This window comes from Xanthobacter sp. 91 (genome assembly GCF_000702385.1).
GTDB lineage: Bacteria > Pseudomonadota > Alphaproteobacteria > Rhizobiales > Xanthobacteraceae > Xanthobacter > Xanthobacter aminoxidans.
On sequence record NZ_JNIB01000001.1, the window covers coordinates 4,631,011 to 4,645,772 of the forward strand.

The following is a 14,762-nucleotide window of genomic DNA, read 5'->3' on the forward strand; positions in this document are numbered from 1 at the left end:
AGCAGCCGTTATGGTCGCCCGCAACCAGCCAGCGGAACGAAGCCCGAGGAACCGCCCATGACCAAGACCGTGACCCTTCCCAATGGCGAGACGGTGCCCGCCCTCGGCCAGGGCACCTGGTACATGGGCGAGCGTTCCACCGCCCGCTCCGCCGAGGCGAAGGCCTTGCAGCGCGGCATCGACCTCGGCCTCACCCTGATCGATACGGCGGAGATGTATGCCGACGGCGGTGCCGAGGAGGTGGTGGGGGAGGCCATTGCCGGGCGTCGGGACGAGGTGTTCCTCGTCAGCAAGGTCTATCCCCACAACGCCAGCCGGACCGGCGTCGCCGCCGCCTGCGAGCGCAGCCTGAAGCGGATGAAGACCGACGTGATCGACCTTTATCTCCTCCACTGGCGCGGCAACCATCCCCTGTCCGAGACCATCGCCGGCTTCGAGGCGCTCCAGAAAGCCGGCAAGATCCGCCTCTGGGGCGTGAGCAACCTCGACACGGACGACATGGAGGAACTGCTCGCGACCAAGGGTGGCACTGCCTGCGCTGCCAACCAGGTGCTCTACAACCCGGGCCGCCGCGGGCCGGAATTCGACCTGTTCCCGGAGCTGCGGGCCGCGCGCATCCCGGTCATGGCCTACAGCCCCATCGAGCAGGCCCGCCTGCCGCGTGGCGGGGCGCTGGGCGCCGTGGCGAAGAAGCACGGCGTGGACCCGTTCCAGGTGGCGCTCGCCTGGGTGATGCGCAGCGGGGACGTCATCGCCATCCCCAAGGCGAGCCGCGTCGAGCATGTGGAGATGAATGCCGCCGCGCGCGATCTGGTGCTGGACGCCGAAGACCTTGCCGCCATCGACAAGGCCTTTCCCCCGCCGCGCCGCAAGGTGGGGCTGGAGATGCTCTGAAGCACTTTCAAGCGAAGTGGATGCCGGTTCGCGTGAAAATGCAGATGCTCTAGGCCGTTCGCGCGTCCGGATCGTAGGGCGCGGCGATGACCACCACGTCGGCGTCGGGTATGGCGGCGGTCAGTGTCTGGCGCAGGCCCTGCGTCACCGAGCTGACGTCGGCGATGGTGCGCCCGGGCGCAAAGCCCACCGTGATCTCCACATGGGCGACATTGCCGGACTTGCGGGTCCGAACGCCGATGAGCTGCTCGTAGCGATCGAAGTAGGCGGCGAGTGCGGCGTTGACCTTCATCTGGAGCGGCTCGGCCAGCGCCCGGTCGAGAAGGTCCGGCAGGGCTTCCGAGATCATGGCGCCGCCGATGACCAGCATGAAGGCGGCGCCGATAAGCCCGCCGATATCGTCGGCGGCCAGCCCCACCTCGGTATGCGGCAGCAGCACGTCGAGGGCGACGCACACCACGACCGTCACCGAGGCGACTGCCTTGGCGATGCGGGCGCGGAACTGGCTGAGCACGATGATAGAGGTGCCCGCGCGCGTCGCCCGCCACAGCGGAACCAGCGGCGCCAGATTCGTGAACAGGTTGTAGACGACAAGCCCCAGGGCGGCGGCCACCCAGAATGGCGGCAGCGGCTCGGATTCGGTCGAGTCCATCACCTTGATGAGGATGAACACCGCCGCGAGCAGCAGCAGCACGCCGATGGCGGCCGCGAACATGCGCTCGAGCTTGCCGATGCCGAAATCGTAGAAATACATGCGGCCGCGATGGGCGGCGCGCAGCGTCACCAGCGCGAGGCCTTCCACCAGAAGCAGCAGGCCGCCGCGCAGGAGTTCCGCCAGCATGGCCAGCGAACCGATCCGCGACACGGTGATGAGGTAGGGCACGAAAACGCTGAAATCGAGAAGGATGGCGAACAGGATCGCCCGTTCCTTCTGGAGATCGGTCGCTGTGGGCACGCGCATCAAGCTTCGCCGTTCAGGCATGAGGAACGCGCGACCCTAACCGAGACGAGCAGGAGGCGGAAATACAATCATTTTCCGCCACGCATGACGAGCTTGTCGCCGCGGAACTCGAAGGCGTCCAGCCGCGACAGGAAGCTCATGCCGAGGAGGCTGGTGCGCAGTGCGCCGGCGGGAGAGACGAGGGCGGGCACGTGCCGTTCGACGATGCTGCCGATGGTCATGGTGTCCAGCACCACGGCGGCGGCGCGCGTCCGGCCGGCGGCGGTGTCGACGGGTACGTCGTACTTCAGGAAATCCACCGGCAGGCCCACCGCCTGCGCCGCCTCGTGGGTCAGCACGACGGAGGAGGCTCCGGTGTCGACCAGCATGCTCACCCCGGAGCCGTTGATGCCGGCACGCACGGCGAAGTCGCCGCCCGCGCCGCGCGTTACCTCCACGATGCTCGTGCCGGTCTGCGCGAGATTGACCGCATAGCCCGGCGCCACTTCGGCCAGCACCTTGCGGCCGACCTGGGCGAGGGGGTCACGATAGGTGTAGCCGAGGGCCAGCAGCACCGCGAGCACGAGCCAGAAGGCGGCGGCCATGAGCGATTCGGCGATCCGGCCGCGAATGATGGACCACGCCGCCGCGCCCACGAACACGGCGATGGAAAGCTGCCCCACCAGCGCACCGAACTTGTTGATGTCGATGCCCGCCACTTCGCCCTGCTCGTGGTTCACCGCGAGGATGACGCCGCCGGCGAACAGGCCGATCAGGAGGAGCCAGAGGAGACGGTCGCTGCGCATGGCGGCCTATTCCATGAAGGCGTCCGGCGCCGTCTGCCGGAGACGCGCCAGACGGTCGGGGAGGACGGCCATGATCCGGTCGCGCGCATCCGGGGAGAAGGAGGCCCAGCCGCCGATCTCGCGCAGCGTCCGCCCGCAGCCGATGCACAGCCCGCTCAAGGGCTCCACCGCACACACCTTGATGCAGGGCGTGACGATGGTGCCGGTGCGGGAAACGGTCCGGGTTTCTGACGGCTCGGTCATGGTTGCGCGGGCGGGCCCTCGGCTCCTTCCGGCTGAGGCGGGGCGGGAATCGCCGCTCGCCTACCGTCCGCCGAAGATAAGCACGCCGAGGAGGAACACAATCACCGCCACCTGCTGGGTGGCGCCCGCCACGTCGCCGGTCTGCCCGCCGATAAGGCGGCTCGACAGGCGCATCATCACCAGCAGCGCCAGCACCGGCCCGATCAGGCCGGCAAAGGCCGCGCCGATGCCGAACGCCGCCACCATCAGCACGCAGACGAGGAGCGCGGCGACCAGCGCACAGGACAGCGCCGCCGCTTCCGAGGGCCGGCCGACGGACGCGCCGGCGCCATCGGTGCGGGCCGGGGGCAAAGCGGCAATGAGCAGTACCCCGGCGGCACGGGAGGCCGCTTCGCCGGCGATGAGGGCAAGCCCGGCGCGCAGCGGGCCGACCGACATGGCGAGCGCCTCCAGCGCGCCGATCCGCAGCAGCAGCCCCAACAGGAGCGCTGTCCCGCCATAGGTGCCGATGCGGCTGTCGCGCATGATGGCGAGCTTGTGCGCACGGTCGCGGCCGCCGCCCAGCCCATCCGCGGTGTCGGCCAGCCCGTCCTCGTGGAAGCATCCGGTGGCCAGCGCCAGCGCCGTCACCGCCAGCACCGCGGCGAGGAACGCCGGCAGCTTCACGGCCATGGCGAGGATAAGGACCAGCGCCCCGATCAGGCCGAGCACTGCACCGGCGATGGGGATCGCATAGGCGATGCGGTCGATGTCGGGCGGCGCGAAGGCGGTGTCATCCCGGGCCGGCAGCGGCAGGCGGGAATAGAAGCGCAGCGCGGCAGCGAGGTCCTGTCCGAGTGTTCTGGCCATCGGTTGGGGCTCGTCGCTCCGGGCGTTGCGAAGGGGCGGGGGCCCCGCCGCCCTTGGGAGCGCCATTTGCGGCGCAGGTCAAGTACCGCGCAGGTCAAGACCCGCGTAGGTCACGGCCCGGCGCACGCGATGCGCACGGCGGGCCTGCCCAAATCCCCGATCAGAAGGTGATGAGGCCGATCATCTGGCGGATGAGGCTCAGTTCCTCGCCGCTGGTGGGCGTGGTCTGCGACACGAAGTCGAACACCTTGCCGTCCTTCAGTCCGTACTGGGCGATGCGCGTCACGCGCTTGTTCTTGTCGAAATAGACCGCGAGCACCTTCTGCTCGGTGATCTCCGGCTTCAGGAAGGCGACGCGCTGCTGGGTCTGGGAGATGTAGAAGAAGGCGTCGCCGTTCAGCGTCGCGACGGTGGACGGCGTGCCGAGCACCAGCAGCACCTGTTCCTGGCTCGATCCGACCGGGATCTGATCCAGCGCGCCATCGGCCAGCACGTAGCCGCGCTGATAGGTGCGAACCACGCCGGAGAGCTGGCCGCCCGTGCCGTTCACGATCACCTGGTCGCAGCCCGCGAGCGCCATCCCGGCGAGCAAGAGGCCGGCGGTCCCCGCAAGGCCGAGCCTCCGGTTCCTGGTGGTCGGCGCGTTCCCCGTGCGTTCATGCCTCTTGTCTCGTGACGCCACACGCATCCCCATTTTTGTCCAGTGAACGGCGCCCCGGCGCGCCGCCTCGGCTACCGCCCCTTGCCATGCGGGCGAGGGCGCGTTACGCCGCTTGCCCGTTCAACTCCTCGCCGGACCTTGGCCCGGAAGCCGAAATGCTCAACCTGTTCCGCTCGTCAAAGCGTGCCAAGTCCCGCGAGACCATCGAGCGCCTGTATGGCGTGATCGTGGCACAGTCGCGGCGGGCGGAGTTCTACACCGACTTCGGCGTTCCCGATACGCTGGAGGGACGCTTCGAGATGGTGGTGCTCCACACCGTGCTGGTCTGCCACCGCCTGAAGGACGGCGACGATACCGCGCGCGCTATGTCGCAGGAGATTTTCGACGCCTTCGCCGCCGACATGGACAGCACCATGCGTGAGCTGGGCGTCGGCGACCTCACCGTTCCGAAGAAGATGAAGAAGATCGGCGAGGCCTTTTACGGCCGTGTTGCGGCATATGATACCGCACTGGCCGACGGCGGCAATGCGCTACTGGCGCAAGCTCTTGCCCGCAATGTTCTCGGTACGGAAGAGACGGTGCCCACGGCAGCCCCCTTCGCGGCCTACGTTCGTGCCGCCGCGGACAGCCTTGCGGCAACGCCCTTTGAAACCTTCGCCCGCGGCGTGCTGGTGCTGCCGGCGCCCCAACTCAGGCCTGCTCCGGAGGCGGGACAATGAGCGACCTTCCTTATTCCCACATGATCTCCGTCGCCGACCTCCCGCCGCTCGGCCTTCACCTGAAGCTCGCGCCCGATGCAGCCGCCACGGCGGCGCTTGCGCGCTATGCGGGCGTGCTCCACGCCGAAGGGATTCTGGCGACGCTTCACCTTGTGCCGGAAGGCAGGGAGGGCGTGCGCGTCTCGGGCCGACTCACGGCGACTGTCCGCCAGACGTGCGGGGTGACGCTGGAGGCGTTCGACGCGCCGCTCGAGGAGGAAATCGACGTCCACTTCGCCCCCGCCGGCACCTACAAGCCCTCCGAAGAGGACGAGGAGAACGAGATCGACCCGCCGGACGAGATCGTGGACGGGCGGATCGATGTGGGCGCGCTGGTGTGCGAGTTCCTGGCCCTCGGCGTCGATCCCTACCCGCGCAAGCCCGGGGCGGTGTTCGAGCCGCCGGCGGAGGATCCCGCCATTTCGCCCTTCTCCGCACTCTCCCGCCTGAAGGACAAGGAGTGAGCGCACCTCGCCGCCCCGGAGCAGTTGCGATGGCGCCGCGACACGCTATTGTCCGCCCGCCGCAACGGCGACGGTAACGACGGGACATGCTTGCCGGGATTTTCTTGGATCCCTCACCTTTTCCGCCAGGGCAGAGCCCGCCGCCATTCGATCGAAGCAGGGATTTACGCCGGAGATGACCGTACCCGTCCGCATCGCCGTCGACGCCATGGGCGGCGACCATGGACCCGAGACGGTCCTTGCCGGGGCGGAAATCTCGCTGGGGCGCCATCCCGACACAAGCTTCCTCCTCTATGGCGATGAGGCGCGGGTCCGCGAGGTTCTGAAGAGCCACCCCAAGCTCGCTGCCGCGTCCCGCATCATCCACACCGACGTTGTGGTCGGCATGGACGACAAGCCGAGCCAGGCGCTGCGCCGGGGCCGCTACAAGTCGTCCATGTGGAAGGCCATCGACGCGGTGAAGGTCCACGAGGCCGACGTTGCCGTGTCCGCCGGCAACACCGGCGCGCTGATGGCCATGGCCAATTTCAACCTGCGCACCATGCCGGGCATCAGCCGCCCCGCCATCGCCGCCATCTGGCCGACGTTGCGCGGCGAGACGGTGGTGCTCGACGTGGGCGCCTCCATCGGCGCCACCGCCAAGAGCCTCGTCGAGATGGCGATCATGGGCTCGGCCATGGCGCGGGTGCTGTTCGACATCGAGAAGCCGACCGTCGGCCTCCTCAACGTGGGCGTCGAGGAGATCAAGGGCGTCGAGGAAGTGAAGGAAGCCGCTCGCATCCTCCGGGAGGAGGGGGTGTCGGTGAACTATCACGGCTTCGTCGAGGGCAACGACATCGGCGCCGGCACGGTGGACGTGGTCGTGACCGAGGGCTTTTCCGGCAACATCGCCTTGAAGACCGCCGAGGGCACGGCCAAGCAGCTCGCCTCCTACCTGCGCTCGGCCATGAGCCGGACGCTGCGGGCGAGGATCGGCTATCTCTTCGCGCGCGACGCCTTCCGCGTGCTGAAGGAGAAGATGGACCCGCGCCGGGCCAATGGCGGCGTGTTCCTCGGCCTCAACGGCGTCGTCATCAAGAGCCACGGCGGCACCGACGCGGAGGGCTTCGCCGCCGCCGTCGACCTCGCCTATGACATGGTGCGCCACCAATTGCTGGCGCACATCGAACAGAGCCTCACCAGCCGCAGGCCTCCGGAGATTTCCGAGCGCCGGCCGGAGGCCGCAGGGGCGGAAGGACAATCGTGAGCGGTATCAGGTCCGTCGCCCGGGGCACCGGGTCCTATCTTCCCGAGCGGGTTCTCAGCAACGCCGAGCTCGCGTCGCGCATGGACACGTCCGACGAGTGGATCGTCCAGCGCACCGGCATCCGCCAGCGGCACATCGCTGCGGAAGGTGAATTCACTTCCCACCTCGCCATCAAGGCGGCCCAGCGCGCGCTGGATGCGTCCGGCCTCACCGCCGCCGACATCGACCTGATCATCCTCGGCACCGCGACGCCAGATCTGACCTTTCCGGCCACCTCGGTGACGGTACAGGCCGAGCTTGGCATCACCCGTGGCGCCGCCTTCGATGTCCAGGCGGTGTGCTCCGGCTTCGTCTTCGCCCTCGCCACAGCCGACGCCTATCTGAAGACCGGCGCCTTCAAGCGGGCGCTGGTGATCGGCGCCGAGACCTTCTCGCGCATCCTCGATTGGGAGGATCGCGGCACCTGCGTCCTGTTCGGCGACGGCGCCGGCGCGCTCGTGCTCGAAGGCGTGGACGCGGCGACAGCCGGCGATTCCGGTCTCCTGACGTCCCATCTGCGCTCGGATGGCCGCCATCGCGCCAAGCTCTATGTGGACGGCGGGCCGTCTACCACGGGCACGGCCGGCCATCTGCGCATGGAAGGCAAGGAAGTGTTCAAGCACGCGGTGGGCATGATCACCGACGTGATCGAGGACGCCTTCGCCGCCACCGGCGAGAGCGCCGCCAGCATCGACTGGTTCGTGCCCCATCAGGCGAACCGCCGCATCATCGACGCCAGCGCGCTGAAGCTGGGCATTGCACCGGAAAAGGTGGTGACGACCGTGGATCTCCACGGAAACACCTCCGCGGCCTCCATCCCCCTGGCACTTGATGTCGCAGTGCGGGATGGGCGGATTACCAAAGGTGATCTGGTGTTGCTCGAGGCAATGGGCGGCGGATTCACCTGGGGGTCGGCACTGATCCGCTGGTAGACCACATAATGCGTTGACCTTGCTCGGCTGGCGCGGCTAGTTTGCCGGACGCCGTTGCCCGCAGGCGCTGGGGTCTGTGGGAGGTGCGGCGTCGTATCCGTCACATTCGTGCAGCCTCAACTGTTAAGAATTGCTGCGTTTGCAAGGCTGGGCGGTCGCAGGGCGTTGGCGGCCGGTCCGAGCGCGCTTTCAGGGGTCGGGGAGACATATGGCTGGTCGGACCGTAACGCGGGCGGATCTGTGTGAGGCCGTCTATCAGCAGGTTGGACTTTCTCGCACCGAGTCTGCCCAGCTCGTCGAGATGGTTCTGAAGGAGATTGCGGACTGCCTCGCCCGCGGCGAGACGGTCAAGCTGTCTTCGTTCGGTTCCTTTGTCGTGCGCGACAAGGGCGAGCGCATCGGGCGCAATCCCAAGACCGGCCAGGAAGTGCCCATCGAGCCCCGCCGGGTCATGGTGTTCAAGCCCTCGAGCATCCTGAAGCACCGCATCAACGGCACCGAGCCGGACGGCGCCGACGAGGACTGATCCCCGTCGCCTGCCCACGGACAGGATTTCGTAACCGATCGCGCGAACAACCGGGGACAAGCCCTTGCCGTGGCTTGTCCGCCTTTCCGCATGCGCCAATCGCACCTATGATTCCCGCACGGGCTCTGGGCGATTCGGTCGAACGAAGCGGGAGACAAGGTGGGCGACGCGCGCGAGACGGAGAAAGCTCCGGACGCCTTCCGGACCATCAGCGAGGTGGCGGACGAGCTTGAGCTCCCGCAACACGTCCTGCGCTTCTGGGAAAGCCGCTTCACCCAGATCAAGCCGGTGAAGCGCGCAGGCGGCCGGCGATTCTACCGGCCGGAGGACGTGGACCTCCTGCGTGGCATCCGTCACCTGCTCTACACCGACGGTTTCACCATCAAGGGCGCCCAGCGCGTGCTGAAGGACCAGGGCGTGCGCTACGTCCAGGATCTCGGCATCGAGCGTGAGGTGGCCTCCATGCGATCCGCGCGTCCGGCCCGCGCCGCAAGCGGGGAGGGCGTGACCTTCGGCGGCCTGCTCGGTCTGCTGCCGCGCCGGCGCGGCAAGGGGCGGGGAGGGGAGGAGGATGTCCTTCCCGAGCTGCCCGAAAGCGCCGAGCTGCCGCTCCCCTTCCCCGATGCCGAGGCCGACCGGGATCTGGCCTCCGAGCCAGCCGCCCCCCCGAGGCCCCTGCGTGAAGGCAGCCCCCGTGGCGGCCGCTCGGAGCGGCTCGATCCCGCATTCGATGCCCCGCAGCGGGAAATGCCCCTGCGCAATCAGCCGCTTCGCGACAAACCCGAATTTGACGGATCGAGCCGCGCGCCTGATCGCGACAAGGCTCCCCCGGACCGCCGTCGCCCCGCAGAGGACGACCGCCGCGAGCCCTCGTTCGAGGCGGACGACTTTCCCGCCCGGCGCCCGGTCCCGCGGCACGATGCGGATATGGATCGCGACGCCGCTCCGATGCGTCGGAGTGATCCGGGATTGGAACCGAGGCTGGAGCCGGGCGTCGAGCGTCATATGCGTCGCGATCGTTCCCAAGCGGACATCGAGGCGGACGAGATGGCGAGCCGACGCGCAGAGCCGCCTCCGCCCCGCCGGGTCGCGCCGGAGGGGCATCCGGGCGAACGGCTCGAGCCTCAGCTGCGCCCCATGCAGCGGCCGAGCCGCGGGCCGGCGTCGCGTCTCGCCATGCCGGCCGACGATCAGGCGCCCCATTCGCCCGAGCTCGACGACCCGCTGCTGCCGTTCCTGGATGATTTTCCGCCCGCACCGCAGGTGTCCGAGCCCATCGAGGATCGCATCCGCCGCCTCAAAGCGCAGGATCGACGTCCGCCGCGCCCGCATGAAGTCCCCGAGTACGACACCCACCATGAGGCTCGCCACGACGCCCGCGACGAGGCCCCGCGCGCGCTGGAGCCAAGCCGCCCCGATCGCTCCGCGCCCTTGCCCCGCGAGCCGGAGGAATATCCGGGCCCGCCCGAGGATTTCATCCCCCGCCACGCCCGGCGGCCGGCGGCCGAAAATCGCGACTGGCTCGAGGCGGAGCCGCCCCCTCCGCGTGACCGCGATACGCGCGAAGGCCGGCTGCTGCGTGACGGCGATTGGCGCCAGACCGATTGGGTGGAAAGCGCGACCGTTGAACCGACAGCCTCGGACGCCGATCGGGGCACCGACTGGCAGGCCAGGGGCCGTCAGGACGAGGATCGGAGGGACGAGGAGTGGCGGGACGACGGTCGCTGGGCGGCTGACGCACCTTCCGAACCGCCCCGCGCATTCCATGCCCCCTCCGCCCGTCCGGCCGATGACGAATGGCCCCAGGCCGCGCCATTGCCTGCCGAGGCGCCCGCCCCTTACCGACCGAACCCGAGAGCCGCCGAGCCGGAGTATTCCATGAACGACCAGGATCGGCCCCATGATCGGTCCGAGGATCGTTACGCCGATCGGCCGTCGGACCGGCGTGTCTTCGAGCGGCCCATGGACCGCCCACGCCGGCCGGACCCGCGCGCCAGTGAGGCGCGGCGCGAGCCGTCGCTAGGCGTCGCACCCGCCCCTGCGCCACGCGCAGGCGCGGAACACCCCATGAGGCGTGAACCCTACCCAACGGAATCGTACGGTCCGGGAGAGGTGTCGGCCCGCCTGCCCCGGTCGCCGGGCAGTTGGCAGGGCGAGGCCATGCGTCGCGCGATCGACGAGGAATGGGGCGAGGGGGCCCCGCAGGCCCTTCCCCGCGCCACGCGCGTCGGGCCGCTCATCGGCCCCATCAGCGAAGAAGGCGAGGGCGGGTTTCCCATGCCGGAGTCCGAACAGCGGCTTCTGGCGGAGCGCATGGCCAGCCGGGGCTTGGCGCCTCAGCCCGCCGCACCCGCGCAGGCCCATGCGGCGTCGGTTCAACCGACGCGGCCGGCGGCCGAGCGGACCAGGGCGGCACCGGCCGTTCCGGTCGAGGAGGTTGTCGTCAGCCAGCAGGCGGAGCCGAACCAGAGGCTCCCCCGTGAGCCTTTGCGTCCCGGACCGCCGGAGCAGTATCTGCCGCCGCATCTTCGGTCGGAGCCGCGCGTGGTGGGCCAGCCGCCCATGGCGGCCCCGGTGCTCTCCCGCGACGACGTGCACCGGATGCAGTCGGCACTCTATGAGCTGGGGGAATGCCGTCGGCTGATGGAAGGGCTGACCGGACGGCGGGGCGAGGCCAGAGCGGCCGACTGACCAGCCATCATCGGGAGCGAGCAAGGCCGGGCGCGAGGCGATCCCCAGGCACGCCCGGCCTGCCTTCAATTCCGTCCGGTCACTCGACGACGGAGAGGGAAACGCGGGTGACGCCAGAGCCGGTAAAGCCGAGCTCCGACGCTGCCGCCTTGGACACGTCGATCACCCGGCCACGGACGAACGGCCCGCGATCGTTGATGCGGACCACGACGGCTTTTCCATTGCGAAGATTGGTGACACGCACCTTGGTGCCGAAGGGCAGGGAACGATGGGCGGCCGTGTAGGCCGTCGGGTTGAAACGTTCACCACTCGCGGTGCTGCGGCCTTGCCAATAGTAGGAGGCGATGCCGGTGGAGGTGTCCGCATTCGCCATGTTCGGAACGGCCATGGAGGCCGGCAGGGACAGGGCGGCGCAGGACAGGACCACACGTATCTTCATCCGTTCAATCTTCCGTGTTGTTGAAGAAGATCGCCGAATGACCGCGCAATCAGGCCACATTGACACGGTTCGCCGGCGAAAGAGTGGCGATTCGTTCTCCTCTGCCACAATCTCGCCGCGATGTGACGCCGAATAGCGCAGTCTACGATGGTATCTTTATCCCGTTTGAATGATCCCTGGGGAGAGCGGCGCGCGCTTTGCACATTCGGTTCCGGAGGGGCTTGTCGGGGCCCCGGTGATGGTCTAAGCCTCCCCTCCACGTCGGAGCGTAGCGCAGCCCGGTTAGCGCACTAGTCTGGGGGACTAGGGGTCGGAGGTTCAAATCCTCTCGCTCCGACCACTCCATCCCGGCATCCGCAGTATCCCCTCCCATTTTCGATCTGTGTGATGCCTGGGCTTGAGCCGCCTTGGAGCGCGGCCATTTTCTCCATCCTGTCTGAATTGCTGCTGAGCCCCCGAATGGGGGAGCCGTTGACGTGCGCGTGCTGCTGCAGCTGAGCGCTTGCACCGGGTGTCGCCCATTGCTTACCTGATGCTTCAGGCGAATCGCGATTCGCATCTCTTTGCTGACATGTGATTTTCTGCCAGAACCTCATCCAACCTCGAAGGGTCGGCGCGGTGGCAAGTCCGCGGGCTTTCGGGGCCAAGGACCGCTTCAGTCACGATGAAAACGCCGCCCTACAAGGTGGTGCGGTGTGACTCCGGGCGCGATTTGGAGCACCCTGCGGCAGATTCTGCGCCGGGCGATCCCGGCCGCCGGGAGAGACGTGATGCCCCCCTCCAGCGACGCCGCGACCCTGACCTTCACCATCCTCGGCTGCGGCTCCTCGGGCGGCGTACCGCGGGTGGGGCAGGGGTGGGGCGCCTGCGATCCCGCCAATCCGCGCAATCGCCGCCGCCGTTGCTCGATGCTGGTGGAGCGCGTCGGGCCGGGCGGCAAAACCAGCGTTCTCGTCGATGCTTCGCCGGACCTGCGGGAGCAATTGCTCGGCGTGAACGTGACCCATCTGGACGCCGTGCTGTTCACCCACGAGCACGCCGACCACACCCACGGGATCGATGATCTGCGGCCGCTGGCCATTCACAACCGCAAGCGGGTCGACATCTATGCGGACGAAGATACCGCCCGCATCCTGCATCAGCGCTTCGGCTATTGCTTCGCCACGCCCCCAGGCAGCGCCTATCCGCCGATCCTGAACGACCATCGGTATCGGGAAGGCCGCGAGATCGTCATCGATGGCGCGGGCGGCCCGATCGCGGCGCTGCCGTTCCGCCAGCGGCACGGCGACATCGACGCCTTCGGCTTCCGGTTTGGCGGCGTGGCCTATTCAAGCGACGTGAATGGGTTTCCCGAAAACAGCCTGATGCATCTGCACAATCTCGACGTCTGGATCATCGACGCCCTGCGGGAGGCGCCGCACCCCTCGCATTTCACGCTTCAGGAAGCGCTGGACCACGTGGCGCTGCTCAAGCCCAATCTCGCGATCCTGACCAACCTGCACACGGACCTTGATTATTCCACCCTGGCGGCGCGCCTACCGGAGGGGGTGATTCCTGCCTATGACGGCATGCAGTTCACGTCAGGCATCCGATCCGGTGCGACCGTCCACGAGCGGACTGGGGCGGCAGGCTAGCAGCTCAGGTGATTCTGATTTTGCTTTTAAAATCTCACTTAAGTCGTTGTCTTGGATGGATAAAATTGTGAATTTCGGCGGTACCGAACCGTGGCGCCCGGCGCAGCGAAGGTTGCCCCTCGCTCTTTAAATTCCATAATATCTCTTCTGCGATTATTGTTTTCGGGGGAGACGCGATCGCCCAGCCTCACGCGTGCTGCACCTTCAGGTCGACCAGCGGCGTGCCGTCTAGGCAGTCCAGGCCGCGCACCATCACCTTGAGCCCCTCCACGCCCACGAGCGTGACGACCGAGGACGCGATGGGGTTCGGCCGCACCGGCGAGCGCAGTGCGAAGGTGCCGCGGGTGCCGCCGTCGCGCGGGCTTTGGAGCACGAGATCGCGCCGGGCCCGGTCCATCCAGTAGAGCACCTGAAGGCGCGGGCAGTCGACGACGCCCGTCAGCGCGTCCGCCCAGCGCGGATCGATCTCCAGCGTGCAGACCGGCCCCTCCTCCGGATCGCCGCGGCGCGGACAGGTCCCGCGCACCGTCCACGGCGTGCGGATGCGGCCGATGAAATAGAGCCCCGCGTCGAAGCGCTCCGGCAGCGCGACGCTCGTCTCGCCGGGCCGGATGTCGTCGTCGATGGGGCCGGCGGGCGCGATTTCGATCATGGGCGGGAATCCGTTGGACGCCGACAGCATAGGCGTCGCAGCCCTGGGCTCAAAGGCGGCATCGGGCGCAGTCGCGCGCGGCGTGCCCGCGCATTAGGATGGTGTCCCATCCCTCCGGAGCCCCCCATGCAGCCCTCCCGCGATATTGCGCGCCTCATCGAGATCATGGCGGCCCTGCGCACGCCGGGCACCGGTTGCCCGTGGGATCTGGAGCAGACCTTCGCGACCATCGCGCCGTACACGCTGGAAGAGGCCTATGAGGTGGCGGATGCCATCGCCCGCGCCGACTTGCCGGACCTGAAGGAAGAGCTGGGCGACCTGCTGCTGCAGGTGGTGTTCCACGCCCGCCTGGCGGAGGAGGAAGGCGCCTTCGCCTTCCCTGATGTGGTGGAGGCCATCACCACCAAGCTGGTGCGGCGGCACCCCCATGTGTTCGGCGACGCGCGCGATCTGTCGCCGGAAGCGGTGAAGGGGATGTGGGCCGAGATCAAGGCACAGGAGAAGGCCGAGCGCGCCGCCGCCCGCGCCGCTGCCGGGCTGGCGCCGGAGGAGGGCGGAAAGGGCACCCTCTCGGGCGTCGCCCTGCCCCTCCCTGCCCTCACCCGCGCCCTGAAGCTTCAGGAGAAAGCCAGCCGCGTGGGCTTCGACTGGAATGATGCGCGGCAGGTGCTGGCCAAGATCCGCGAGGAGACCGAGGAAGTCTCGCAGGCCCTCGACGCCGGCGGCACGGAGGCCATCCGCGACGAGATCGGCGACCTGCTGTTTGCCGTGGTGAACCTCGCCCGCCATGCGGACGTCGATCCCGAGACGGCGCTGCGCGGCACCAACGAGAAGTTCACCCGGCGCTTCGACCACGTGGAGACGCAGCTCGCGGCGGATGGCCGCCGGCCCAACGATGCCAGCCTCGACGAGATGGAAGCCCTCTGGCAGGACGCCAAGCGGCTGGAGAAGCAGAGCGAGCGCGCGGCCGAATAGCCGCCCGCACGCC

At 68.4% G+C, this 14,762-nt stretch carries 15 protein-coding genes, 1 tRNA gene and 1 pseudogene; 10 read left to right on the forward strand and 7 right to left on the reverse strand.

The features are described from left to right. Positions 1 to 57: 57 nt before the first annotated feature. Entirely contained in the window at positions 58 to 894 is an 837-nt protein-coding gene (locus A37E_RS0121575) for an aldo/keto reductase (RefSeq protein WP_029558526.1), read from the forward strand. Between the two features lie 49 nt (positions 895 to 943). Here the strand turns inward: A37E_RS0121575 and A37E_RS0121580 are convergent, their stop codons facing one another. From A37E_RS0121580 to A37E_RS0121600, 5 genes are all read right to left on the reverse strand, one after another. Beyond that, entirely contained in the window at positions 944 to 1,855 is a 912-nt protein-coding gene (locus tag A37E_RS0121580; RefSeq protein WP_029558527.1) for a cation transporter, read from the reverse strand. A gap of 68 nt (positions 1,856 to 1,923) precedes the next feature. Beyond that, positions 1,924 to 2,640 (reverse strand): TIGR02281 family clan AA aspartic protease, encoded by a 717-nt coding sequence (locus A37E_RS0121585; RefSeq protein WP_024279031.1) that lies wholly within the window; start codon positions 2,638 to 2,640, stop codon positions 1,924 to 1,926. 6 nt (positions 2,641 to 2,646) lie between these two features. Then, the gene (locus A37E_RS0121590; protein ID WP_024279030.1) at positions 2,647 to 2,838 is read right to left on the reverse strand and encodes a DUF1289 domain-containing protein; all 192 of its coding nucleotides are present in this window, start codon (positions 2,836 to 2,838) and stop codon (positions 2,647 to 2,649) included. 105 nt (positions 2,839 to 2,943) lie between these two features. Then, a complete protein-coding gene (gene cobS, locus A37E_RS0121595) occupies positions 2,944 to 3,732 on the reverse strand; it encodes an adenosylcobinamide-GDP ribazoletransferase (RefSeq protein ID WP_029558528.1) in 789 nt (262 codons plus the stop codon). 160 nt (positions 3,733 to 3,892) lie between these two features. Beyond that, complete coding sequence (locus A37E_RS0121600) at positions 3,893 to 4,324, reverse strand: outer membrane protein assembly factor BamE (protein WP_038193518.1); 432 nt, start codon at positions 4,322 to 4,324, stop codon at positions 3,893 to 3,895. Between the two features lie 224 nt (positions 4,325 to 4,548). On the opposite strand from A37E_RS0121600, the gene A37E_RS0121605 reads away from it, so the two are divergent. The 6 genes and pseudogenes from A37E_RS0121605 to A37E_RS27515 form a co-directional block, all read left to right on the forward strand. After that, on the forward strand, positions 4,549 to 5,112 hold the full coding sequence (locus tag A37E_RS0121605; RefSeq protein WP_029558530.1) for a ubiquinol-cytochrome C chaperone family protein: 564 nt from the start codon (positions 4,549 to 4,551) through the stop codon (positions 5,110 to 5,112). Beyond that, positions 5,109 to 5,615: a DUF177 domain-containing protein gene (locus A37E_RS0121610; RefSeq protein ID WP_024279026.1), complete on the forward strand. Its 507-nt coding sequence runs from the start codon at positions 5,109 to 5,111 to the stop codon at positions 5,613 to 5,615. The genes A37E_RS0121605 and A37E_RS0121610 overlap by 4 nt, the downstream gene beginning before the upstream one ends. Positions 5,616 to 5,790: 175 nt before the next feature. Then, positions 5,791 to 6,861, forward strand: a complete 1,071-nt coding sequence (plsX, locus tag A37E_RS0121615) for a phosphate acyltransferase PlsX (protein ID WP_024279025.1) — start codon at positions 5,791 to 5,793, stop codon at positions 6,859 to 6,861. Next, positions 6,858 to 7,832: a beta-ketoacyl-ACP synthase III gene (locus tag A37E_RS0121620; protein ID WP_029558531.1), complete on the forward strand. Its 975-nt coding sequence runs from the start codon at positions 6,858 to 6,860 to the stop codon at positions 7,830 to 7,832. Before plsX ends, A37E_RS0121620 begins: the two co-directional genes overlap by 4 nt. Positions 7,833 to 8,040: 208 nt before the next feature. Next, a complete protein-coding gene (locus A37E_RS0121625) occupies positions 8,041 to 8,358 on the forward strand; it encodes an integration host factor subunit alpha (RefSeq protein WP_024279023.1) in 318 nt (105 codons plus the stop codon). Positions 8,359 to 8,517: 159 nt separating this feature from the next. Next, a pseudogene (locus tag A37E_RS27515) lies at positions 8,518 to 8,790 on the forward strand (MerR family transcriptional regulator); the annotation flags it as partial. Between the two features lie 2,338 nt (positions 8,791 to 11,128). Here the strand turns inward: A37E_RS27515 and A37E_RS0121640 are convergent. Further along, positions 11,129 to 11,422: a septal ring lytic transglycosylase RlpA family protein gene (locus tag A37E_RS0121640; protein WP_245272375.1), complete on the reverse strand. Its 294-nt coding sequence runs from the start codon at positions 11,420 to 11,422 to the stop codon at positions 11,129 to 11,131. Positions 11,423 to 11,750: 328 nt separating this feature from the next. On the opposite strand from A37E_RS0121640, the gene A37E_RS0121645 reads away from it, so the two are divergent. Together A37E_RS0121645 and A37E_RS0121650 are read left to right on the forward strand one after the other, a co-directional pair. Further along, positions 11,751 to 11,828: transfer RNA gene (locus tag A37E_RS0121645), tRNA-Pro, on the forward strand. Positions 11,829 to 12,258: 430 nt separating this feature from the next. Beyond that, positions 12,259 to 13,122, forward strand: coding sequence for an MBL fold metallo-hydrolase (locus A37E_RS0121650; protein WP_029558534.1), 864 nt, complete (start codon positions 12,259 to 12,261; stop codon positions 13,120 to 13,122). Positions 13,123 to 13,309: 187 nt separating this feature from the next. Here the strand turns inward: A37E_RS0121650 and A37E_RS0121655 are convergent, their stop codons facing one another. After that, positions 13,310 to 13,774 carry an SAM-dependent methyltransferase gene (locus A37E_RS0121655; protein WP_038193521.1) on the reverse strand — a complete coding sequence of 155 codons (465 nt, stop codon included), beginning with the start codon at positions 13,772 to 13,774 and terminating at the stop codon, positions 13,310 to 13,312. A gap of 126 nt (positions 13,775 to 13,900) precedes the next feature. Between A37E_RS0121655 and mazG the strand changes: the two genes are divergently transcribed. Then, the gene (mazG, locus tag A37E_RS0121660) at positions 13,901 to 14,749 is read left to right on the forward strand and encodes a nucleoside triphosphate pyrophosphohydrolase (RefSeq protein WP_029558536.1); all 849 of its coding nucleotides are present in this window, start codon (positions 13,901 to 13,903) and stop codon (positions 14,747 to 14,749) included. Positions 14,750 to 14,762 lie beyond the last annotated feature (13 nt).